Source organism: Frigoribacterium faeni (assembly GCF_011761235.1).
Taxonomy (GTDB): domain Bacteria; phylum Actinomycetota; class Actinomycetes; order Actinomycetales; family Microbacteriaceae; genus Frigoribacterium; species Frigoribacterium faeni_A.
This window is the reverse complement of sequence record NZ_JAAOYW010000001.1, coordinates 976,268-997,991: the sequence shown is the minus strand read 5'-3', so window position 1 is coordinate 997,991 and position 21,724 is coordinate 976,268. Positions and strand designations below refer to the sequence as shown.

The window sequence follows — 21,724 nt, the reverse complement described above, 5'->3', positions numbered from 1 at the left end:
CGAGGGTGGCCTCGGAGGTCGATCCGGGGCCTCTCGCCGGTCCACGGCAGGGCCCGGAGAGCCTCAGCGACTGAGCCCATGGCACACCGCGCGCCCGGGATCGACGAGAATCGGGGGAGGAGGCGCGATGACCGACCCGACGACGACCGCGACGCCCGCACCGGGCGGGCACGACGCCGAGCGCCCCCGCGCCCACGACGACGTCGTCCGGCGCGACGTCGTCAGCTCGATGCAGCGGCTCACCACCGAGTCGCAGCGGGTCGCCCAGGCCTTCGCCGGGCAGCAGGGCCTCGGCCACATCGACCTCGAGGCGCTGCTGCACGTCATGCAGGCCGAGCAGCGCGGCGACCCCGTCACCTCGGGCCGGCTCGGCGAGCTGCTCGGCGTGACCTCGGGCGCCGCGACGGGCGTCATCGACCGGCTGGAGCGGGCGGGCCACGTGCACCGCAGCCGCGACGACGTCGACCGGCGCCGCGTGCTCGTGCACTACTCCGAGGCCGCGCGCGCGGTCGCCGGCCAGTTCTTCGGCCCCCTCGGCCGGCTCAGCGGGGCCGTGATGGACCGCTTCGACGACGCCGAGCTGCGCACGGTGCAGCGGTTCCTCGCCGACATGTCGGTCGCGATGGCCGAGCACGCCCGGGGCGCGACCGCGTCCGCACCCGACTCCCCGACAGCACCAGGAGCAGCACGATGACCGACTACGTCTCCGGCCTCGACCTCTTCTCGATCGGCATCGGCCCGTCGAGCTCGCACACGGTGGGCCCGATGCGCGCGGCCCGGCTCTTCGTCGAGGGCGTGCGCGACGCCGGCCGCCTCGCCGACGTCGCCCGGGTCGAGGTGGTGCTCTACGGCTCGCTCGCCGCGACGGGCCTCGGGCACGGCACGCCGTCGGCGGTGCTCGCCGGCCTCGCGGGGCTCGACCCCGAGACCGGCGACCCGGCCGTGGTCGCCCGCATGCAGGAGGCGGTGGAGGCGGGCGGCGGCATCCGCCTGCTGGGCACGCACCAGATCGCCTTCGCCCGCGGCGACCTGCGCATGGCGCCCCTCACGCGCATCCCGCGGCACCCCAACGCGATGGGCCTCGAGGCCCTCGACGCCGCCGGCGACAGCATCGCCCGCGACACCTTCTTCTCGATCGGCGGCGGCTTCGTCGTGCGCGACGGCGACGACGAGCACGCCGTGCCCGCACGCGAGGCGCCCCTGGCGTTCCGCGACGCCGACGACCTGCTGCGCCTCTGCGACGCCGAGGGCCTCGGCATCGCCGAGCTCGCCTGGCGCAACGAGGTCGCCCTGCACGGCGAGGAGGCCGCGGGGGCCGGCCTCGACGCGCGCTGGGCGGCCATGGAGGCCTGCGTCGACACCGGCCTCGCCGCCTCCGGCGTCCTGCCGGGCTGGATGAAGGTGCCGCGCCGCGCCCGACAGGTCGCCGAGCGGCTGCGCCTGCAGGAGGAGCGGGCCGAGCGGTACGCCCTGTCCGGCACCGCGGTCGAGCAGGGCCAGGCCTCGTCGCTGCTCACCTCCGACCTCCCGGCGCAGTGGCTGCAGGCCTACGCGATGGCCGTCAACGAGGAGAACGCGGGCGGCGGGCGCGTCGTCACGGCGCCGACGAACGGCGCCGCGGGCATCGTGCCGGCGGTGGGCTACTACGCGATGCGGTTCCACGGGGCGACCCGCGCCTCCCTGGCCCGCGACTACCTGCTGACCGCCGCCGCCATCGGGTCCCTCTACAAGCGGAACGCCTCGATCTCCGGCGCCGAGGCCGGCTGCCAGGGCGAGGTCGGCTCGGCCTCGTCGATGGCCGCCGGCGCATTGACCGGCCTGCTCGGCGGCACGCCGCGCCAGGTCGAGAACGCCGCCGAGATCGCGATGGAGCACCACCTCGGCCTCACCTGCGACCCGGTCGGCGGCTTCGTGCAGGTGCCCTGCATCGAGCGCAACGCGATCGCCGCCGGCACGGCCGTGGCGGCCGCGCGCATGGCGCTGCTCGGCGACGGCAGCCACGTCGTCAGCCTGGACACCGTCATCGAGACGATGCGGCAGACGGGTCGCGACATGGCGGACAGCTACAAGGAGACGAGCCGGGCGGGCCTCGCGGTCAACGTCGTCGAGTGCTGAGCGCCCGGCGGGCCGGGGCGGCCGAGGAGGCGGCGGCGCTGTCGGACCCCGCCGCTAGCGTGGCCGCATGACACCGCCCCGCCGTCCCTCGTCCCGGTCCGTCGCCAGCGCGGCCGGCGGCACCGACGCCCCGCGGCTCGACCCGCTCGACCCGCAGGGCCTCGTCGACATGGGCTCCGACCTGCTCGGGCCGCGCGACCACCGCGAGCTCGAGCGGTTCGTCGACGCCGACCTCACCGACCGCGACCTCGAGGGGTCGTCGTTCGCCGAGTGCGTGTTCGAGTCGCCCCGGCTCGGCGGCGCCCGCCTGCGCGGCACGCGCGTCGTCGAGTCGGTCGTGTCCGACTCGTTCGCCCCCGAGCTGTCGTCGGCCCGGGCGACCTGGCGCGACGTCCGCGTCGAGCGCCCGCGCTGGGGGTCGGCCGAGCTGTTCGACGCCTCCTGGCAGTCGGTGCGGGTCGTGGGCGGCAAGATCGACTACCTCAACCTGCGCGGGGCGCGGCTCACCGACGTGGTGCTCGAGGGCTGCGTGGTCGGCGAGCTCGACCTGCAGGGCGCCGTGGCGCTGCGGGTGGCCCTGGTCGACTGCCGCGTCGGCACGCTCGACGTGACCGGCGCCTCCCTCGCCCACACCGACCTGCGCACCACCGACCTCGACCGGGTCGACGGGCTCGACGGCCTGCGCGGCGCGACGATCGACCAGCTGCAGCTCGCGTCGATGGCGGGCGTCCTCGCCGCGCACCTGGGCCTCGTCGTCGACTGAGCCCGGGCCCGACCGCCTCCGGGGCCGCGGTGCTAGGGTCGCCGGTGAGCAACGCGCTCCGGGGTCAGTGCAAATCTGAACCGGCGGTCACAGCCCGCGACCCGGTACGACGCCCGTCAGGGCGTGGTGCCGGTTGAACCGGTGGAACTCCGGTGCCGACGGTCACAGTCCGGATGAGAGGAAGCGCGGGCCGGGCGTCCTCCTGTGGAGCGCGTCCTGCCGAGCGACCCAGCGTCGTCCCCCGGAGCCGCCCCATCCGGACGGAGACCGACATGACACCGCTGCACCGCACCTCCTCGTGCGCCGCCGTGACCGCGCGCCGCGCGGGCGCGTCCGACGCCCCGGCCCCCTCGTGGGCGGCCGCTCCCGGCGCGACGGCGGCGCGCTGATGTTCACCGGGCTCGTGGAGGAGGTCGGCGAGGTCGTCCGCGTCGACGACGTCGGCGACAGCGTCCGGCTGACCGTGCGCGGACCCCTCGTCGTCGACGACGCCGGGCACGGCGACTCGATCTCGGTCAGCGGCGTGTGCCTCACCGTCGTCGACCGCGCCGAGGGCGCGTTCACCGCCGACGTCATGAAGCAGACCCTGACGGTGAGCACGCTCGCCGGGCTGGGGGAGGGCTCGCCGGTCAACCTCGAGCGGGCCGCCCGGGTGGGCGACCGGCTCGGCGGGCACATCGTGCAGGGGCACGTCGACGGCACCGCGTCCGTCGTCGAGACCGAGCAGGGCGAGGCGTGGCGCCGTGTCCGGCTGACCCTCGACGACGAGCTCTCGCCCCTGCTCGTCGACAAGGGCTCGGTCACGCTCGACGGCGTCAGCCTCACCGTGAGCGCCATCAGCGAGCCCGGCGAGCAGCCCGGCTGGTTCGAGGTGAGCCTCATCCCCGAGACCCTCGCGGCGACGACGCTCGGCGCCGCGGCGGCAGGCACCCGGGTCAACGTCGAGACCGACGTCGTCGCCCGGCACGTGCGCCGCATGCTCGCGCTCGGGGCAGGGGCGACCGCGTGACGACCGACGCGGCGGGCACGGTCCGACCCGGCTCCGCCGCCGTGCACCGGACCGACCCGGCCGTCGCGGCCGAGGCGGCCGAGGCGACCGGCGCCTCCTCGATCGAGGCCGCGCTCGACCACCTGCGCCAGGGCCGCCCCGTCATCGTCGCCGACGACGAGGGCCGCGAAGACGAAGGGGACGTCGTGCTGTCGGCCGAGCTGGCCACGCCCGAGTGGCTCGCGTGGACCGTGCGGGTCTCGTCGGGCTTCGTCTGCGCCCCGATGGCCGCCGAGATCGCGGACGCCCTCGACCTGCCGCCGATGGTCGCCCGCAACGAGGACGCGCGGGGCACCGCCTACACCGTGAGCGTCGACGCCTCCGTCGGCGTGACGACGGGCATCAGCGCCTCCGACCGGGCGACGACCCTGCGGGTGCTCGCCGACCCGGCCTCGGCGCGCGACGACCTGAGGCGGCCGGGGCACGTGCTGCCCCTGCGCGCCCGGCCCGGCGGCGTGCGCGAGCGCGACGGCCACACGGAGGCGGCGGTCGACCTGATGCGCGCCGCCGGCCTGCGCCCCGTGGCCGCGATCAGCGAGATCGTCGCCGACGACGGCGAGATGATGCGCTGGCCCGGCCTCGTCGCGCTCGGGGCACGCGACGGCGTGCCCGTCGTGTCGATCGCCCAGCTCGTCGTCTGGCTCGACGAGCGAGACCGGGCCGCCGCCGCTGCTGCGGACACCGCCGCCGCTGCGGACGCCGCCGCCGCCGCCCACACCACCGTCCACCCCGCCGCCGGCACCCCCGCCGACGGAGACCCGTCCACCGGACCCACACGAGGAGACACCGCATGAGCGTCGAGGGCGCCCCCACCGAGATCGACGTCGACGGGACCGGCGTGCGCGTCGCCGTCGTCGCCGGCACCTGGCACGAGACCATCACCGACGGCCTGCTCGCCGGCGCACTGGCCACCGTCGAGCGCCTCGGCGCGACGGCCGAGGTGCTGCGCGTGCCCGGCAGCTTCGAGCTGCCCGTGGTCGCGAAGGCCGCCCTCGAGGCCGGCGCCGACGCCGTGGTCGCCCTCGGCGTGATCATCCGCGGCGGCACGCCGCACTTCGAGTACGTGTCGGACGCCGCGACGTCGGGCCTGCTGCGGGTGTCGCTCGACACGGGCAAGCCCGTCGGGTTCGGAGTGCTGACCCTCGACGACGAGCAGCAGGGCCTCGACCGGGCCGGCCTGCCCGGCTCGAAGGAGGACAAGGGCGCCGAGGCGGCCCACGCCGCGATCGCGACCGCGGTGCAGCTGCGCTCCCTCGCGGGCCGCGGCCCGGCCGCCTAGGGCCCGGCCGCGCCGCCCGGCCGCGGCGCCTAGCGCCCGGCCGCGCCGCCCGGCCGGGTCGCCTAGAGCACCTCGTCGAGGAACGCCTGCAGCTGCCGCCACGAGCGCTGGTCGGCGACGGCCTGGTACTGGGCGCCGTGGTCGGGCGAGTCGGTGCCGGGCACGGCGAACGCGTGCATCGCGCCGCTGTAGCTGACGATCTGCCAGTCGGGCGCGCCCGCGGCGCGCAGCTCGTCCTCGAACCCGACGACGGCGTCGTCCGGCACGACGGGGTCGGCCGCACCCGTCATGACGAGCAGCGGGGCGCGGACCGCCCCCTCCTCGGCGGGCAGGGCCGTGCCGAGCCCGCCGTGGAACGACGCGACCGCGGCCACGTCGGCGCCCGACCGGGCGAGCTCGAGCGCGCCCGAGCCGCCGAAGCAGTAGCCCATCACGGCGATGCGCGACGGGTCGACGCCGGGCTCGGCCCGCAGCCGCTCGAGGTTGGCGGCGAGGCGGGCGCGGAACGCGGGCACGTCGCCGTACCAGGCGCCGGCCTGGGCCCCGGCCTCCGCCGGTCCGGGTCGCACGCCCTGGCCGTAGACGTCGCCGGCGAGGGCCACGTAGCCGAGGCGGGCGAGCATCGTCGCCCGCACCTTGACGTGGTCGACGACGCCGAACCAGTCGTGCAGCACGAGCACGGCGGGCCGCAGCTCGTCCGACGCCTCGCCGGGCGTCGCGAGCCAGCCCTCGAGGGGCGTGCCCCGGTCGTCCCAGACGACGTCGCCGCCCTGGACGGTGCCGGTGTCGGGCACCGTGTCGAGCACGGTGCGGAGGTCGGGAGACAGGTCGGGCAGCAGCTCTGAGGTGGTCACGACGGCGACGCTACTCGGGCCCGACCGGCCGGGGCCGAGGAGGCGCGGGTCGGCCCCCGAGGGCGCCCGCACCCCGACGAGGCGCGCGTCGCCCCGCGGTACGCCGGCGGCGGTCAGCCGACGAGCCGTCGCACGGCCTGCTCGACGACGAGGCACCGGCGCTCGTGCGGCCCGCCGTGCAGGTTGGTCGCCGCGGGGGTGACGAACCAGCCCAGCACGACGCCGAACACCATGGTGAGCAGCTCGTCGGCGTTCCAGCCCGGGGCGATGTCGCCCGTCTGCTGGGCCTCCTGCACCGCCGCCCGCCGCGCCTCCAGCTGGTCGTGGTCGACGACGCCGGGGCTCGGCAGCGAGGCTCCCTCGATCTGGCCCCAGAGCAGCATGCGGGCGTCGTCGGGGTTGAGGGCGAGGTGGTCGTAGAGCCGCCGGGCCCAGCCGGGCAGGTCGTGGGCGTCGAAGGGGATGGCGCGCAGCCAGCGGTCGATGCTCTCGCCGAGCACCACGTCGAAGAGGTCGCGCTTCGTCGAGAAGTGCGCGTAGAGGCGCTCCTTGCTCGCCTCGGCCTCGCGCGCGATCGTGTCGATGCGGGCGCCGGAGAGGCCCAGCGCGGCGAACTCGCTCCGGGCGGCCTGGAGGATGCGCTCACGGGGCGGGGTCGGACGGCGTTCCATGGCCCGAGTGTAGGCGGGCGCGGTCGCCGGCGGGGCGCCCCGCCGAGACCGTCAGTCCGTGGCGTCGGGGACGGAGCGGGACATCGGCACGTGCGGGATGCCGTCCTCGAGGAACCCGGGGCCGTCGACGACGAACCCGAACCGGGCGTACCAGCCCTCGAGGTGCGCCTGCGCGTCGAGCCGCACGAGGCGGCCCGCGCAGCGCTCGAGCGCCACGCGCATCAGGTCGGCGGCCAGTCCGCGGCCGCGGGCGGCGGCCGCGGTCGCGACGCGTCCGATCCGCATCCCGTCGTCGGCGTGGTCGACGAGCAGGCGGACGGTGGCGAGCACCTGGTCGTCCTCCTCGGCCCAGAGCATCACGGCGTCGGGCTCGAGGTCGCGCCCGTCGAGCTCGGGGTAGGGGCACTCCTGCTCGACGACGAAGACGTCGACGCGCAGGCGCAGCAGGTCGTAGAGGCGCACGGGGTCGATGCCGGCGACGGGGGAGGAGCGGTACTGGACGGTCACCTGGACAGGCTAGGGCCCTCAGCGCGCCGGGACGGCCCGCACCGAGATCGTCTGCACCCGCGGGCGGCCCTCGGGCGTCAGGCGGACCTCGAGGCGCAGCGACCCGCGACGGGCGGGCAGGTGCCAGACGCGGTGCGAGGGCACGGCCGAGGAGGCGTCCGGCACGTCGGGCTCGTCGCGCACGATCGAGGAGGCGCCGGTCGCGACCCCGGGGACGCCCACGAGGCCGCCCACCGACTCGACGGCCTCGGCCCAGAGCCGCCGGCGACGCTCGAGCGGCACGTCGAGCTCGACGTTCTCGCTCAGCAGCCCGTCGGGCACGGCGCCGCCGCGCACGACGGCCTCGACGGCCTCGGCCGCCGCGAGCGTCTCGGGCCAGGGACGCACGACGACCCGCGCCTCCTCGGCGTCGGCCATCATGCCGTCGAGCGCCTGCGCCACGGGCACGGACACCTGCGCGTAGGTGGCGTTCTCGAGCCCCACGGCGCCGAGCCCGGTCGCGGTCTGCCAGCGCATGTGCGCCGAGAAGCCGGGGTACCCGCCGCTGTGCGAGACGACGGTGCCGAAGTCGGGGTGGTGCTCGACGAACAGGCCGAAGCCGTAGCCGCCGGGGTGCGCCCCGACGCCGGGCACGGAGCGGTGCACCTGCTGCATCTCGCGTCGGGAGGCGCGGCTGAGCACGCCGTCGACGTCGCCGCGGCCCTCGGGGTCGAACGCCGACGCCAGCCAGCGGGCCCACCGGGCGAGGTCGGTGGTGGTGCTGAACAGCCCGCCGATGGGCGAGAAGGCCCCGGGGCCCGAGAACGGCAGGGCCTCCCACCCGTCGTCGCCGCGGCGGTGCCCGACGGCGAGGCCGCCCGAGGCGGGCACGTCGACGGTGAACCCGGTCGACGTGAGCCCGAGGGGCTCGAGCACGGTGCGCTCGACGACCTCGCGGTAGGGGCTGCCCGTCACCGCGGAGACGACACGGCCGAGCAGGGCCCAGCTCAGGTTCGAGTAGGCGAAGGCGGTGCCGGGCACGCTGTCGAAGCGCAACCCGCCCCGCAGCAGGGCGTCGAGCTCGTCGTCGGTGATCGACTCCTGGCGGTCGCCCCACGGGTCGTCGGTCGGCAGCCCGCCCGACATGGTCATCAGCATCCGCACCGTCGGCACGGGGGAGTCGGGGGTCGGCAGCTCGACGTCGGCGAAGGCGGGGACGAAGTGCGCGACGGGCGCGTCGAGCACGAGCCGGCCCTCGTCGCGCAGCGCGAGCAGCACGGTCGCCGTCACGCTCTTCGTGCAGGAGGCGATGCGGTACGCGGTGTGCGGGCCGGGCACCGCGCCCGACGGGGTGCCGTCGACCGTGCCCCGGCTGCCGTGGTGCGTGACGCCGTCGTGGTCGAAGGTGGCGAAGACGGCGCTGGGGGCCTTCTCGTCGCGGCGACGAGCGTCGAAGACGGCGTCGATGCCGGAGGTGCGGGGCGAGGCGGTCATGCGGTCGTCCGTCGCATGGTCTCGTACGCGTCGAGCGCCTCTCGCCGGGACTGCTTCAGGTCGACCATCGGCTCGGGGTACGACTCGTCGTCGACCTCGGGCACCCACTCGCGCACGTAGTTGCGGTGGCCGTCGAACTTGCTCGCCTGCAGCTCGGGGTTGAACACCCTGAAGTACGGGGCGGCGTCGGCGCCCGAGCCGGCAGTCCACTGCCAGTTCGCGGGGTTGTTGGCCTCGTCGGCGTCGACCAGGGTGTCCCAGAACCACTGCTCGCCCACCCGCCAGTCGACGAGCAGGTTCTTGACGAGGAAGCTCGCCGTCACCATGCGGACGCGGTTGTGCATCCAGCCGGTCGTCCAGAGCTGGCGCATGCCCGCGTCGACGAGGGGGATGCCGGTGGTGCCCTGTCGCCAGCGCTCCAGGTCGGCCTCGGGCAGCTCCTCCCACGGGAACTCGTCGAACTCGGGCCGGTAGTTCTTCGTCGCGAGGTGCGGGTTGGCGAAGAGCACCGTGTGGTTGAACTCGCGCCAGACGACCTCGCGCAGGAACCCCTGGGCCTGCTCGCGGGAGGCGGCGGGCAGGTCGCTCTGCATGCGGTGCCACACCTGGAACGGGCTCACCTCGCCCCAGCGGAGGCGCGGCGACAGCCGGCTCGTGGCCTCCTGCGACGGGACGTCGCGCTGCCCGTAGTCGGCGAGGTGGCCGGTGGCGAACTCCTCGAGCACGTCGAGGGCGGCCTGTTCGCCGGGCGTCCAGGTGTCGCGGAGGCCGGCAGCCCAGTCGGGCCGCGTCGGGAGCAGCTGCCACGAGTCGAGGTCGTCGCTGGCCGGTGCCTCGTCGAGCGGCGTGAGCTGCTCGGGGGCCGGCAGCGGCTCGCGCGGCTCGGGCCGGCTGAGGCAGGCGCGCCAGAACGGCGTGAAGACCTTGAAGGGCTCGCCCGAGCCGGTCTGCACCGTCCACGGCTCGAACATCAGCGAGCCCTGGTGGCTGTGGGCGTCGACGCCGTCGTCGTGCAGCGCCGTCTTGAGGGCCGCGTCCACCTCGCGGGCGGCGAGGCCGTACCGGCGGTTCCAGTGCACGGCCCCGGCGCCGACCTCGTCGACGAGCGCGGGCACCACGGCGGCGGCGGCGCCGCGGCGCAGGGTCAGCGGCACGCCGAGCTCGCCGAGGTCGTGCGCGAGGGCGGCGAGGCTGTGGTGCAGCCACCAGCGGGACGCGCCGCCGAGGGCGCGGATGCCCTCCGATTCCTCGTCGAGCAGGTACAGCACGACGACGGGTCCGCCGTGCTCGACGGCGGCGGTCAGCGCCGGGTTGTCGGTGATGCGCAGGTCGTCGCGCAGCCAGACGATCGCGGGGCTCGTGGTCGAGGAGGCGGTGGTCACGCGGTCGCGTCCGTCCCGGACGCCGACACGGCGGCGCCCTCGTCGTGGTGGGCCCCGGGGGAGGGCGTCGTCTCGTCGGGGTCGACCGGCCCGACCCGGAGGCGGGTGCAGAGCTCGGTGAGGGCGACGAGCTCGTCGTGCCCGAGGCTGCCGCCGACCCGGCGGGCGATGGCGGCGGCGTGGTCGACGGCCGTGCGCCGGTACAGGGCCGAGCCCTCGTCGGTCATCGACACGATGATGCCGCGGCCGTCGCCGGGGTCGCTGTGCTTCGCGACGATGCCGCGCGACGCGAGGCGGTCGACGAGGCGGCTGATGCTCGGCTGCGTGAGCAGCAGGTGCCGGGTGAGGTCGCGGATGCGGGCGCTGCGGCCCGGCTGGTTCGAGAGGTTGAAGAGCACGTCGTACTCGTTGAACGAGATCTCGTCGGTCGGGAAGCACGCGTTGAGCTCGCGCATCACCGTCACCTGCGCCCGGAAGAGCGACTCCCAGGCGCCCACGGCCACCGCTGTCTCGCTCATGCTGCTCCTCGTGCTCTCGGCCGTCTCGGCCCTCTCGAGAGTCTAGGGACGACGGCCGACAGGGGGCCGCCGCGGCCGCGCCGAGCGAGCCCGGAGCCCGGACACGAGCCCGCACACGAGCCCGGACACGACAGAGGGCCGGTCGCTGAGCGACCGGCCCTCATCCCTTGCACCAAGAGTTGTCCTGCAATCACATCCTGCCTCGGCCGCCACAGCAAACGACCTCGACCCGCTCACGATATAACGACCCGGTAACGGTCGTCCAGTTATCGAAACGTTATTTTCCTGGGAACTGACCGCGAGGCCCGGCAGGTCCGTCGTACCCCGCCGCGTACCCCGTCACGCGGACTCAGAACAGGTCGGGCGAGGGCGTCGACGCGTGGCGGATCGAGACGTCCGCGTGGCGGTCGAAGCGGTACCCCGCACCGCGCACGGTGCGGACGACGTCCTCGAAGGCGCCGAGCTTGGCGCGCAGCCGGCGGACGTGCACGTCGATGGTGCGCTCGTTCGGCACCTCGTCGTCGCCGTCGGCCCAGAGGCCCTCGATCAGCTCGGAGCGCTCGATCGTGCGCCCCTCGCGCAGGACGAGGTACTGCAGCAGCTCGAACTCCTTGTAGGTGAGGTTCGCGGCCTCGCCGTCGAGCAGCACTCGCTTGCGCGAGATGTCGACGACCACGCCGCCGCGGGCGCCGGGCTCCTCCTCGACCTCGGCGGCCTGGCGCCGGGCGGCGACGGCGGACGGGTCCTGCAGCGCGAGGCGGACGACGTCGACGTCTCGTCCGCCCGCGCCCGTCGGGGCGATGGCGACGGCGGCGTGCGTCTCGGCGGCCGGGGCGATCTGCGCCACCAGGGCCTTGATCTGGGCGACGATGTCGCCGAGCTCGGTGCCGGTCTGGGCGGCGGTCACCTCGTCGATGCCGACGTAGAGGGCGAAGCCACGGGCCTCGGTGCCCTCGGGGAGGGCCCGGGGGCGGGTCGTGGCGGGAGCGGCCGGTGCCGACGACGGGGCGGCGGCGGTCGTGGTGGTCGCGGACCCGGTGGCGGGCCGGTCGAGCGGGGCGGCGGAGGAGGTGCGGGCCGGCGAGACGGTGCGGGCGGCGGTGACGGGACGGTCGAGGGTGAGGGACATGACAGGCGGGTTCCTTGCGGGACGGCGACGGGACGCCTCCCCGCCCGGCGTCGGCCAGGGGCGGGAGCGTCGCGCTCGATGTGTGACGGTGCTCGATCCCGCCGGCGATGGTGCCGTGCGTCACGAGCAGTCGGTGCGGTGCACCGTCCAGACGCGCGTCGGGTGACGACGCGGAGCGTCCGGGAGTCGATGACTCGACGTCCGGGTCAGGACGCGAGCTCAGCTGGCGGTGTCAGCAGCTGCGACTCGGCGAGGTGTGTGGCCGGGTCAGGCACACATTCGACACATGACCGCGTGCATCGGCATCATCATGCCGGCGCTCCCGGAGGCCTCGAGGGAGGTCGGAGCGAACACGTGGTTGGTCATGGTGCGATTCTCGGCCAGCCGTACGACCGCTGTCAAGGTGACACGACGGAGCGCCCGATCCGTGCGCACGTCGCGGGGACGTGGCCGGATCGGGCGCTCCGGTGGTGCGGGTCGGCTCAGGCGAGCCCGTAGAGGCGGTCGCCCGCGTCGCCGAGGCCGGGCACGATGTAGCCCTGCTCGTTGAGCTTCTCGTCGACGGCGCCGAGCACGACGTGGACGTCGCGCCCCGCCATGGCCTTCTCGACGGCTGCCAGGCCCTCGGGCGCGGCGAGGATGCAGACGGCGGTCACGTCGACGGCGCCGCGGTCGAGCAGGTAGTCGATGGCCGCGATGAGCGAGCCGCCCGTGGCGAGCATCGGGTCGAGCACGAAGCACTGCCGGTTCGAGAGGTCGTCGGGCAGGCGCTCGGCGTAGGTGGTCGGCTGCAGCGTCTCTTCGTCGCGGACCATGCCGAGGAACCCGACCTCTGCGGTCGGGACGAGCTTCGTCATGCCCTCGAGCATGCCGAGGCCGGCCCGGAGGATCGGCACGACCAGGGGCCGGGGCTGGCTGATGGCGAGCCCCGTGGTGGGGCCGACCGGCGTCTCGATGTCGACGGGCGTCGTGCGCACGTCGCGCGTCGCCTCGTAGGCGAGCAGCGTGACGAGCTCTTCGGTGAGGGCCCGGAACGTGGGGGAGGGGGTGCTCTTGTCGCGGAGCACGGTCAGCTTGTGGGTGATGAGGGGGTGGTCCGCTACGTGCACTCGCATAGGCTCAACGGTAGCGGAGTCGACCGGCCCGCGAGTCCTGCCCCTGGAGCGTCGCCGTGCCCCTCGTCCCGTCGCAGCTCGAGGCGTGGATGGGCGACGCCCTCGCCCAGGCCGAGGGCTGCCGCGTCTCGGACGACGTGCCCGTCGGCGCGGTCGTCCTCGACGCCGACGGCCGGGTGATCGGCACCGGCCGCAACGAGCGCGAGCTGCTGCAGGACCCGACGGCGCACGCCGAGGTGCTGGCCCTGCGGGCCGCGGCGCGGCACACGGGCGACTGGCACCTCACCGGCACGACCCTCGTCGTCACGCTCGAGCCGTGCCCGATGTGCGCCGGGGCGATCCTCGCCGCCCGGGTGCCGCGGGTCGTCTACGGCGCGTGGGACGACAAGGCAGGAGGCGCCGGCAGCGTCTACGACATCCTCCGCGACCGCAGGCTGCCGCACCGGGCCGAGGTGTTCGCCGGCGTCCGCGAGGCCGAGTGCCGGGCCCAGCTCGACGCCTTCTTCGCCGAGCGGCGCTAGTCGGCGGCGCGGATCACGATGGCGTCGGTCGGCGGGTCGACCCGGCCGGGCTCGTGCCACACGTCGGGCTCGACGTAGATGACCCGGGCGATCGGCACCGCCTCGCGCACGCGCGCCTCGACCGCGTCGATGGCCGCCGACACGTCGCGCAGCACCGTGCGGCCGTCCATGGCGACCTTGACCGCGACGAGCAGCTCGTCGGGGCCGAGGTAGAGGGTCTTCATGTGCACGATCTGCTCGACCTCGGGCCCCGCGGTGATCGCCGTGCGGATGGCCTCGACGTCGCCGGCCGAGGCGCCCTCGCCGACGAGCAGGCTCTTCGTCTCGATGCCGAGCACGACGGCGACGGCCACGAGCAGCAGGCCGATGGCGAGCGTGCCGATCGCGTCGTACACGCCGTCGCCGGTGACCCAGGTGAGCACGACGCCGATCATGGCGAAGCTCAGGCCGAGCAGCGCCGCCGCGTCCTCGAGCAGCACGACCGGCAGCTCGGGGGCCTTCGCGCGCCGGATGAAGGAGGGCCAGCTCTGTGCGCCCTTCGCGGGGCGCGCCTCCTTGATCGCGGTGCGCAGCGAGAAGCCCTCGAGGCCGAGCGAGATGGCGAGCACCAGCACGGGCAGCCACGGCACCTCGAGCGGGTGCGGCTCGCGCAGCTTCTCGACGCCCTCGTAGAGCGAGAACACGCCGCCGACGCTGAACAGGATGATCGAGACGACGAACGCGTAGACGTAGCGCTCGCGACCGTGGCCGAACGGGTGGTCGGCGTCGGCGGCCTTGCGGGCCTGCCGGCCGCCGAGCAGCAGCAGCAGCTGGTTGCCCGAGTCGGCCAGCGAGTGCACGCCCTCGGCGAGCATCGACGACGAGCCGCTGAAGAACCAGGCGACGAACTTCGTCACCGCGATCCCCAGGTTGGCGCCGAGCGCCGCGAAGATCGCCTTGTTGCCGCCGGACGTGCTCATGTGGGGTCTCCTCGAGTCTCGGGTCGATCTTAGGATGGCCCCATGGTCACGACACTCCCCGCCACCGCCGTCCTCGGAGCCGGATCGATGGGAGGCGCGGTCCTCGCGGGCCTGCTCGGCCCCGACGTCGTCGTCGACGGCGGCATCCGCGCCACGAACCGCACCGAGGCCAAGGCGGGCCCCCTGCGCCGGGACGGCGTCGTCTCGCTGGCCACCGAGACCGACCCCGGGGCCAACGCCGCCGCGGTCGCCGGCGCGCGACTCGTGCTCGTCGGCGTCAAGCCGCACATGGTGGTCGACCTGCTAGCCGAGATCGCCCCCGCGCTCGAGCCCGACGCCGTCGTCGTCAGCCTCGCCGCGGGCGTCACGACCGCCACGATGGAGCGCGCGCTGCCCGCCTCGGTGGCCGTCGTGCGCTCCATGCCCAACACCCCGTCGCACGTCGGGCTCGGAGTCACCGGCCTCAGTGCCGGCTCGCGGTCGTCGGACGACGACCTCGCGCTCGCCCGCCGGCTCTTCGAGGTCGTCGGCGACGTCGTCGTCGTGCCCGAGTCGCAGCTCGACGCCCTCAGCACGATCTCGGGCTCCGGCCCCGCGTACGTCTACCTGCTGATCGAGGCCCTGCAGGAGGCGGCGGTCGGCCTGGGCTTCACGCCCGCGCAGGCGGCCACCCTGGTGCAGGGCACGTTCCGCGGAGCGAGCGAGCTGCTCGCCGCGAGCGACCTGGCCCCGGCCGAGGAGGCGCCCGCCGAGCTGCGCAGACGGGTCACGAGCCCCGGCGGCACGACCGAGCGAGCCGTGGCCGAGCTCGAGCGCGGCGACCTCGTCGACCTCTTCGGCCGGGCCGCGCAGGCCGCCCTCGCCCGCAACCGCGAGATCGCCGAGGGGCGCTGAGCCCGAGGGCGGTGAGGGCGGGCCTCAGCCTTCGAGGCCCGCGAACTTCTCGATCGTGCGGCTGTCGCCCGACACGATGATGAGGTCGTGGTTGCTGATGACCGTCTCGGGCGTCGCCTCGACGAACGCGCCTCCCGGGCTCTTCACCCCGACGACGGTGACGCCGTACTTGGTGCGGATGTTCGAGGCGGCCAGCGAGGCGCCCCGCACCGGCTTCGGCGGGTACATCTTGACGATGGCGAAGGCGTCGTCGAACTCGATGTAGTCGAGCATGCGGCCCGAGACGAGGTGCGCGACGCGCTCGCCGGCCTCGCGCTCGGGGTAGATGACGTGGTTCGCGCCGATCCGGGCGAGGATCTTGCCGTGCGACTGGCTGATGGCCTTGGCCCAGATCTGCGGCACCTTGAGGTCGACGAGGTTGGCCGTGATGAGCACGCTCGCCTCGATGGACGAGCCGACGGCGACGACGGCGATCGAGAAGTCCTGGGCGCCGATCTGCCGCAGGGCGTCGATGCTGCGGGCGTCGGCCTGCACGGCGTGCGTGACCCGGTCGGCCCACTTCTGCACGAGCCCGGCGTCGGTGTCGACGGCGAGGACGTCCCGGTCCTGACGCTCGAGCTGGCCCGCGGTCGCGGCGCCGAACCGGCCCAGGCCGATGACGAGCACCGGCGCGTCGTGCTTGATCCTGTCAACCAACGATCGGTCGCTCCTCGGCTCTCGTGAACAGCTGGCGTCGCTGGCTGGCGGCCAGGGCGACGGAGAGCGTCACTGTACCAACGCGGCCCATCCACATGGTGACGGCGAGCACGTACTTGGCCGAGTCGGGCAGGCGCTCGGTGAGCCCCGTGCTGAGCCCGGAGGTCGCGAAGGCCGAGATCGCCTCGAAGAGCACGTGGTCGAGCGGCTCCTTCGTGATGTGCATGATGACCACGCTCGAGACCGCGACGATCGTGGCGCCCCAGAGCACGACGCTGACCGCCAGGCGCAGCACGTCGCTGGGGATGCGGCGACCGAAGGCCTCCATCGAGCGCTGGCCGCGGGCCTCCGCGAACGCGGCGAGGAACAGCACGGCGAGGGTGGTCACCTTGATGCCGCCCGCGGTCGACGCGGAGCCGCCGCCGATGAACATCAGCATGTCGGTGACCAGCAGGGACGACCCGTTCAGGTCGGCGACGTCGATCGTCGAGAAGCCGCCCGACCTCGTCATCATGCTGAGGAACAGCGACTGGAACACCGTCGGCCCCGCCTCGATGTCGCCGAAGGTCTCGGGGTTGTCGAACTCGAGCACGATGTAGAGCACCGTGCCGACGACGATGAGGATCGCCGTCGTGAGCAGCGTCAGCTTGACGTGCACCGACCAGCGACGGGGGTTCCGCGGGTTGCGGGCGAGGGCGTAGATGACGGGGAACCCGATGCTGCCGAGGAACACCCCGACCATGATCAGGCTGAGGAACCAGTAGTCGTTCTCGAAGGCGGCCAGCCCCTCGGCGTTCGGCGTGAACCCCGTGTTCGTGAACGCCATGGCCGAGTAGTAGAAGCTGTCGAGCACCGCGTCGCCGACCGGGATGCCGTCGACGAGCATGCGCGGGATCATCAGCAGGGCGATGACGAGCTGGATCACGAACGAGCTGAGCGCCACGGTCGTGAGCAGGCCGCCGATCTCGCCGAGGCGCACCGCCTGCCCCTCGGGCACCGGGCCGGCGTGCGCGCGCAGCGGGTTGCTGTCGCCGGCGGCCATCAGGCGGGCGCGCAGGCCGAGCTTGCGCGAGACGACGAGGCCCATGATCGACGCCAGGGTCAGCACGCCGATCGCGCCGATCTGCACGCCGACGAAGATCACGACGTGGCCGAAGAGCGACCAGTGGGTCGCCATGTCGACGGTCGCCAGGCCCGTGACGCAGATCACCGAGACCGCGGTGAAGAGCGAGTCGGCGAGCGGCGTGACCGCGCGCTCCGCCGACGAGACCGGCAGCGAGAACACCACCGTGAAGACGAGGATCAGCCCGGTGAAGATGAGGATGGCGAAGCGCGCGGGCGACTTCCGACCGATGTCGTCGACCCAGTCCGACAGGCGCCGGAACACGCTCGTCGGCGCAGGTGCAGGTCCGCGCCGAGGCGCGACGGAGGCGCGCGTCACGGTCGTCATGGTACATCCGGCCCGTCGTCACTACTGTGGCTGCATGCCCGACATCTTCGCCGTGATCGCCGACGGCACGCGGCGGGACCTGCTCTCGGTCCTGCTCGACGCCCACGTCTCCGCCGACTCGCGCACCGGTGACGTGAGCGTCGGCGAAATGGTCACGGCCCTCGGGCTCAGCCAGCCGACGGTCTCCAAGCACCTCCGCGTGCTCCGCGACGCCGGCCTCGTGCACGTGCGCGAAGAGGGGCAGCACCGCTACTACGGCATCGAGACCGGCCCGCTCGAGGTCGTCGACGACTGGCTCATCCCGTTCCTCGGGGCCGACGCGGTCGGCGACGCCGCCGCCTCCGGCGCCTTCGCCGCCTGGGCGGGCGCGAGCATGCCCGCGCCGATCCGCCGGGCCGCCGAGGTGCTGCCCGACGCGACCGGCCTCGCGAGCGGGCTGGGTCGTGCCGCGGCCGACGCGCAGCACCGCGCCTCCTCGGCCCTGCACGACGCGCAGAGCGCCCTCGACGAGCGCGTCATCGAGCCGGTCCGCAAGCGCCTCGGGCGCTGAGCGACGAGCGGCTGCGGGCGGGGCGGCCGACCGTTGCCCCGCGGCCCACGCGCCCCTAGAGTGACCACGAGTCACAGGAGCACCTCCCGGCTCGCCCGTCCCGACGGCACCGTCGGGCGCCTGGCCCGACCGGCCGACCCGACAGCCGCAGGAGGCGACGTGACCCACGATCTCTCGGACGTGAGGTTCCTCACCGTCGCCGAGGTGGCCGGCATGATGCGCGTGTCGAAGATGACCGTCTACCGGATGGTGCACTCGGGCGAGCTGCCCGCGATCCGCTTCGGCCGCTCGTTCCGCGTGCCCGAGTCGGCCGTCGCGGCCGTGCTGCAGAACGGCGTCGCCGACGTCGGCTGACTCACTTCGACAATCACGGGTCGCCCTAGTACACTGACCCGAGGCATTTTTCCGCGGTTCTGTTTCGGACCCGGTCGTCCGATCCATGAATCAGTGAGGTCCTCTATGGGTTCTGTCATCAAGAAGCGTCGCAAGCGCATGGCGAAGAAGAAGCACCGCAAGCTGCTCCGCAAGACTCGTCACCAGCGTCGCAACAAGAAGTAGTCGCGAGACTCCGCGTGCCCCTGACCCTGCCGGGTCAGGGGCCGCTTTCTTTTCGCCGACCACTTCCGTGCCTCTGGCGCCCTGCCGGGCGCGCGGGCGCTGCGCGCCCGGGGGCGTCGCTTCGCTTCGCCCGGTGCGGGCAGGGGGGGTGTGCGGGTGCGGGGTAGGGTCGGGGGCGTGACTGGTCCCCGCATCTCGCTGTTGACGAAGCCCGGCTGCCACCTCTGCGACGACGCCCGAGCGGCCCTCGACGCCGTGCTCGCCGAGCCCGAGTTCGCTGCCGCCCGCCTCGGGTACACCGAGACCGACATCCTCGGCGACGAGGCCCTGCGCGCCGAGTACGCGGAAGAGATCCCGGTCGTCCTCCTCGACGACCGCGTGCACACCATCTGGCGCGTCGAGCCCGAGCGGCTCCGCACCGCCCTGCGCAGCGCGCTGGGCTGACGCCCCGCTCACCGGCGCACGGACGACGGAGGCGCGGTGCAGGTCAGACCTGCACCGCGCCTCCTCGTTCGCCCGTCGACCGGGCGCTGAAGGGCCTGCGCCCTACGGGGTGAGGCGGGTCGGCCCGCGGAACAGGAACGTCACCTCGCGCAGGTTCGGCTGGTGCAGCATGAGCATCAGCACGCGTGCCAGTCCCATGCCGAAGCCGCCGTGCGACGGGGCGCCGTAGCGGAAGAAGTCGAGGTAGCCGCCGAGCTCCTCGGGCTTCATGCCCTTCTCGCGGATCTGCGCCTCGAGCACGTCGACACGGTGCTCGCGCTGGGCGCCCGTCGTGATCTCGGTGCCGTTGTAGATGAGGTCGTAGCTCTTCGTGAGCTGCGGGTCGTCCTCGTGGCGCATGTGGTAGAACGGCCGGATCGAGGCGTCGTAGTCGGTGAGGAACACGAAGTCGTGGTCGAACGTCTCCTTGACGTAGGACGCGATCTGGCGCTCGCCCTCGGGGTCCATGTCGGCGTCGGCGCGGGGCACGACGTAGCCGCGGTCGGCGACGATCTGCTTCGCCTCGGCCAGGGGGATGCGCGGGAACGGCGTCGTCGGCACCGTGAGGTCGACGTCGAAGAGCTCCTTGATCGCGGCGCCGTGCTTCTCGACGACCGCCGTGAACGCGGCGACGAGCAGCTCCTCCTGCATCTGCATGACGTCTTCGTGGCTGTCGACGTAGCTGATCTCGGCGTCGACGCTCGTGTACTCCGTCGCGTGGCGCGAGGTGAACGACGGGTCGGCGCGGAACACCGGGGCGATCTCGAAGATCTTCCCGAAGCCGGCCGACTGGGCCATCTGCTTGAAGAACTGCGGGCTCTGGGCGAGGAACGCGCTGCCCTCGAAGTACTCGACCTTGAACAGCTCGGCGTTCGACTCGCTCGCCGACGCCATGATCTTCGGGGTGTGCACCTCGACGTAGCCGCGCTCGACCCAGTAGGTGCGCATGGCGTGCTCGAACGTGGTCTGCACGCGGAAGATCAGGGCGTTGCGCGGCACGCGCAGGTCGAGGAACCGCCAGTCCATGCGCTTGTCGATGCCGCTGTCGGCGGCGATGGGCGTCTCGGGGTCGGCCAGGCTGTCGACGACGAGGCCGTCGATCGCGACCTCGATGCCGCCGAGCTTGACGCGCTCGTCGTGCTTGAGGCGCCCGGTCACGGTGACGAAGCTGCCCTGCGAGAGGCCCGAGATGGCGTCGGCGATCTCGTCGGTCTCGCCGGCCTCGGCGAGCACGTCGGCGGCGGTGCGGGGCCGCACGAGCTGGACGGCGCCGGACTCGTCGCGGAGGACGACGAACTGCACCTTCTTCTGGTCGCGGACCGTGTCGACCCAACCGGACACCGTCACGGGGCCGTCGGGGAGGGGCGAGAGGTCGCTGATGAGGGTGCGTTCGATCACAGGGCGAGACTTTACCGCGACGTCGAGCTTTCCGGGGCCCGCGGGGGAGGCGCCGCCGCGGGCCCGACCTAGACTGGGGCCCATGCCCGCCCAGCAGATCCACCTCGTGCGCCACGGCGAGGTGCACAACCCCGACCACGTGCTCTACGGCCGACTCGAGGGCTTCGGGCTCAGCGAGCTCGGGCACCGCATGGCCGCCTCCTCGGCCGCGATGCTGCAGGCGCAGGGCGCCCCCGTCGCCGCGGTGGTCGCCAGCCCGCTGCAGCGCACCCGCGAGAGCGCCGCGCCCTGGGCCGCCGCCTACGGCCTCGACGTGCAGGTCGACGAGCGACTGATCGAGCCCACGAACAAGTACGAGGGCCGCCGCTCCGACTTCACCGTCGCCAAGCAGCTCGCCGTCCCGGCCGAGTGGCCCTGGATCGTCAACCCCCTCAAGCCCAGCTGGGGCGAGGCGTACGTCAGCATCGCCGCGCGCATGCTCTCCGCCGTCGACGAGGCGTGGTCGAGCGTCGACTCGGGCGACGTCGTGCTCGTCAGCCACCAGCTGCCGATCTGGATGGTGCACCGCAGCGTCACCGGCGCCCGCCTGTTCCACGACCCGCGCCGCCGTCGGTGCTCGCTGTCGAGCGTCACGACGCTCGAGCGCCACGGCGGCCGCTTCGTCGAGGTCGGCTACCAGGACCCGGCCGCCGACCTGCTCGAGCGGGCCGTCGACCTGGGCGCCGTCTGATGCGCCGCGCCTCCTTCGCCGTCGGCGCGCTGGCCGCGGCCTCGGCGCTCGCGCTGGTCCTGACGGGCTGCACGTCGCAGTCCGACCCCCTCGCCGAGCAGTACCGGGCCGGCGGCACCGAGAACTACATCAGCGGGGCCGGCACGGTCACCGAGGTGCCCGCGGCGGACCGCGAAGAGCCGGTCGAGTTCTCCGGCACGACCGACGAGGGCGACGAGTTCTCCCGCGCCGACCACGACGGCGAGGTCGTCGTGCTCAACTTCTGGTACGCCAGCTGCCCGCCCTGCCGCAAGGAGGCGCCCGACCTGCAGCAGCTCAGCGAGGACTTCGCCGACCAGGGCGTCCAGTTCGTCGGGGTCAACGTCCGCGACCAGGCCGACACGGCGCGTGCCTTCGCCGAGAAGTTCGACGTGACCTACCCCTCCATCGTCGACACGAACGACGGCGCCGTGCAGCTCGCGCTGGCCGGCACGATCGCCCCCAACGCGGTGCCGACCACGATCGTCCTCGACAAGCAGGGCCGCATCGCCGCCCGCGTGCTCGGCGGGCTCGACGGGCCCAGCACCCTCAAGACGCTGATCAGCGACGCCGTCGCCGAGCAGGCCTAGAGGTGTACCAGGGCAACCCCTTC

25 protein-coding genes, 1 pseudogene and 1 riboswitch are annotated in these 21,724 nt (G+C 73.8%); of the genes and pseudogenes, 14 read left to right on the top strand and 12 right to left on the bottom strand.

The window, feature by feature from the left end:
• Window positions 1-127: 127 nt before the first annotated feature.
• From FHR78_RS04610 to ribH, 6 genes and pseudogenes are all read left to right on the top strand, one after another.
• Window positions 128-694, top strand: a complete 567-nt coding sequence (locus FHR78_RS04610; RefSeq protein WP_166759277.1) for a MarR family winged helix-turn-helix transcriptional regulator — start codon at window positions 128-130, stop codon at window positions 692-694.
• Window positions 691-2,115, top strand: a complete 1,425-nt coding sequence (locus FHR78_RS04605; RefSeq protein WP_166759276.1) for an L-serine ammonia-lyase — start codon at window positions 691-693, stop codon at window positions 2,113-2,115. The genes FHR78_RS04610 and FHR78_RS04605 overlap by 4 nt, the downstream gene beginning before the upstream one ends.
• Window positions 2,116-2,182: 67 nt before the next feature.
• A complete protein-coding gene (locus FHR78_RS04600) occupies window positions 2,183-2,878 on the top strand; it encodes a pentapeptide repeat-containing protein (RefSeq protein WP_166759275.1) in 696 nt (231 codons plus the stop codon).
• A 50-nt stretch (window positions 2,879-2,928) separates the two neighbouring features.
• Window positions 2,929-3,068: riboswitch (FMN riboswitch) on the top strand.
• Window positions 3,069-3,266: 198 nt separating this feature from the next.
• Window positions 3,267-3,887, top strand: coding sequence for a riboflavin synthase (locus tag FHR78_RS04595; protein ID WP_166759274.1), 621 nt, complete (start codon window positions 3,267-3,269; stop codon window positions 3,885-3,887).
• 41 nt (window positions 3,888-3,928) lie between these two features.
• Window positions 3,929-4,582, top strand: a pseudogene (gene ribB, locus FHR78_RS04590) (3,4-dihydroxy-2-butanone-4-phosphate synthase); the annotation flags it as partial.
• Between the two features lie 134 nt (window positions 4,583-4,716).
• Complete coding sequence (gene ribH / locus FHR78_RS04585; RefSeq protein ID WP_166759273.1) at window positions 4,717-5,205, top strand: 6,7-dimethyl-8-ribityllumazine synthase; 489 nt, start codon at window positions 4,717-4,719, stop codon at window positions 5,203-5,205.
• Window positions 5,206-5,267: 62 nt separating this feature from the next.
• On the opposite strand, the gene FHR78_RS04580 is transcribed toward ribH, so the two are convergent.
• The 8 genes from FHR78_RS04580 to upp all read right to left on the bottom strand — a co-directional run bounded on the left by FHR78_RS04580 (window position 5,268) and on the right by upp (window position 12,854).
• Window positions 5,268-6,059 (bottom strand): dienelactone hydrolase family protein, encoded by a 792-nt coding sequence (locus FHR78_RS04580; RefSeq protein WP_166759272.1) that lies wholly within the window; start codon window positions 6,057-6,059, stop codon window positions 5,268-5,270.
• Window positions 6,060-6,172: 113 nt separating this feature from the next.
• Complete coding sequence (locus FHR78_RS04575) at window positions 6,173-6,730, bottom strand: TetR family transcriptional regulator (protein ID WP_166759271.1); 558 nt, start codon at window positions 6,728-6,730, stop codon at window positions 6,173-6,175.
• A 51-nt stretch (window positions 6,731-6,781) separates the two neighbouring features.
• Window positions 6,782-7,237: a GNAT family N-acetyltransferase gene (locus FHR78_RS04570; protein ID WP_166759270.1), complete on the bottom strand. Its 456-nt coding sequence runs from the start codon at window positions 7,235-7,237 to the stop codon at window positions 6,782-6,784.
• Between the two features lie 18 nt (window positions 7,238-7,255).
• Window positions 7,256-8,710, bottom strand: a complete 1,455-nt coding sequence (locus FHR78_RS04565) for a serine hydrolase domain-containing protein (protein ID WP_166759269.1) — start codon at window positions 8,708-8,710, stop codon at window positions 7,256-7,258.
• A complete protein-coding gene (locus tag FHR78_RS04560) occupies window positions 8,707-10,092 on the bottom strand; it encodes an FAD-binding domain-containing protein (protein ID WP_166759268.1) in 1,386 nt (461 codons plus the stop codon). Before FHR78_RS04560 ends, FHR78_RS04565 begins: the two co-directional genes overlap by 4 nt.
• Window positions 10,089-10,610, bottom strand: coding sequence for a MarR family winged helix-turn-helix transcriptional regulator (locus FHR78_RS04555; protein ID WP_166759267.1), 522 nt, complete (start codon window positions 10,608-10,610; stop codon window positions 10,089-10,091). Before FHR78_RS04555 ends, FHR78_RS04560 begins: the two co-directional genes overlap by 4 nt.
• Before the next feature lie 349 nt (window positions 10,611-10,959).
• A complete protein-coding gene (locus FHR78_RS04550) occupies window positions 10,960-11,739 on the bottom strand; it encodes a winged helix-turn-helix domain-containing protein (protein WP_166759266.1) in 780 nt (259 codons plus the stop codon).
• 482 nt (window positions 11,740-12,221) lie between these two features.
• The gene (gene upp / locus FHR78_RS04545; RefSeq protein ID WP_166759265.1) at window positions 12,222-12,854 is read right to left on the bottom strand and encodes a uracil phosphoribosyltransferase; all 633 of its coding nucleotides are present in this window, start codon (window positions 12,852-12,854) and stop codon (window positions 12,222-12,224) included.
• A gap of 56 nt (window positions 12,855-12,910) precedes the next feature.
• On the opposite strand from upp, the gene FHR78_RS04540 reads away from it, so the two are divergent.
• Entirely contained in the window at window positions 12,911-13,375 is a 465-nt protein-coding gene (locus FHR78_RS04540; RefSeq protein WP_347878047.1) for a nucleoside deaminase, read from the top strand.
• Here FHR78_RS04540 and FHR78_RS04535 read toward each other — a convergent pair.
• A complete protein-coding gene (locus FHR78_RS04535; protein ID WP_166759264.1) occupies window positions 13,372-14,334 on the bottom strand; it encodes a cation diffusion facilitator family transporter in 963 nt (320 codons plus the stop codon). The two genes, FHR78_RS04540 and FHR78_RS04535, sit on opposite strands and share 4 nt — an antisense overlap.
• A 42-nt stretch (window positions 14,335-14,376) precedes the next feature.
• Between FHR78_RS04535 and proC the strand changes: the two genes are divergently transcribed.
• Window positions 14,377-15,228, top strand: a complete 852-nt coding sequence (gene proC / locus FHR78_RS04530; protein ID WP_166759263.1) for a pyrroline-5-carboxylate reductase — start codon at window positions 14,377-14,379, stop codon at window positions 15,226-15,228.
• Window positions 15,229-15,252: 24 nt separating this feature from the next.
• Here proC and FHR78_RS04525 read toward each other — a convergent pair whose 3' ends face one another.
• Both FHR78_RS04525 and FHR78_RS04520 read right to left on the bottom strand, forming a co-directional pair.
• Entirely contained in the window at window positions 15,253-15,924 is a 672-nt protein-coding gene (locus FHR78_RS04525; protein ID WP_166759262.1) for a potassium channel family protein, read from the bottom strand.
• Complete coding sequence (locus FHR78_RS04520; protein WP_166759261.1) at window positions 15,917-17,374, bottom strand: TrkH family potassium uptake protein; 1,458 nt, start codon at window positions 17,372-17,374, stop codon at window positions 15,917-15,919. The genes FHR78_RS04525 and FHR78_RS04520 overlap by 8 nt, the downstream gene beginning before the upstream one ends.
• Before the next feature lie 34 nt (window positions 17,375-17,408).
• Between FHR78_RS04520 and FHR78_RS04515 the strand changes: the two genes are divergently transcribed.
• The 4 genes from FHR78_RS04515 (at window position 17,409) to FHR78_RS04500 (ending at window position 18,926) form a co-directional block, all read left to right on the top strand.
• Window positions 17,409-17,924 (top strand): ArsR/SmtB family transcription factor, encoded by a 516-nt coding sequence (locus FHR78_RS04515; RefSeq protein WP_166759260.1) that lies wholly within the window; start codon window positions 17,409-17,411, stop codon window positions 17,922-17,924.
• A 159-nt stretch (window positions 17,925-18,083) separates the two neighbouring features.
• On the top strand, window positions 18,084-18,278 hold the full coding sequence (locus FHR78_RS15040; protein WP_123546729.1) for a helix-turn-helix domain-containing protein: 195 nt from the start codon (window positions 18,084-18,086) through the stop codon (window positions 18,276-18,278).
• A gap of 105 nt (window positions 18,279-18,383) precedes the next feature.
• Complete coding sequence (locus tag FHR78_RS04505; protein WP_003792170.1) at window positions 18,384-18,482, top strand: 30S ribosomal protein bS22; 99 nt, start codon at window positions 18,384-18,386, stop codon at window positions 18,480-18,482.
• Between the two features lie 177 nt (window positions 18,483-18,659).
• Window positions 18,660-18,926: a glutaredoxin family protein gene (locus FHR78_RS04500; protein ID WP_166759259.1), complete on the top strand. Its 267-nt coding sequence runs from the start codon at window positions 18,660-18,662 to the stop codon at window positions 18,924-18,926.
• Between the two features lie 102 nt (window positions 18,927-19,028).
• On the opposite strand, the gene aspS is transcribed toward FHR78_RS04500, so the two are convergent.
• The gene (gene aspS / locus FHR78_RS04495; protein ID WP_166759258.1) at window positions 19,029-20,363 is read right to left on the bottom strand and encodes an aspartate--tRNA(Asn) ligase; all 1,335 of its coding nucleotides are present in this window, start codon (window positions 20,361-20,363) and stop codon (window positions 19,029-19,031) included.
• Between the two features lie 82 nt (window positions 20,364-20,445).
• Here aspS and FHR78_RS04490 point away from each other — a divergent pair, with 82 nt between their 5' ends.
• Together FHR78_RS04490 and FHR78_RS04485 are read left to right on the top strand one after the other, a co-directional pair.
• On the top strand, window positions 20,446-21,093 hold the full coding sequence (locus FHR78_RS04490) for a histidine phosphatase family protein (protein ID WP_166759257.1): 648 nt from the start codon (window positions 20,446-20,448) through the stop codon (window positions 21,091-21,093).
• Window positions 21,093-21,701 (top strand): TlpA family protein disulfide reductase, encoded by a 609-nt coding sequence (locus tag FHR78_RS04485; protein ID WP_166759256.1) that lies wholly within the window; start codon window positions 21,093-21,095, stop codon window positions 21,699-21,701. Before FHR78_RS04490 ends, FHR78_RS04485 begins: the two co-directional genes overlap by 1 nt.
• Window positions 21,702-21,724: the final 23 nt, after the last annotated feature.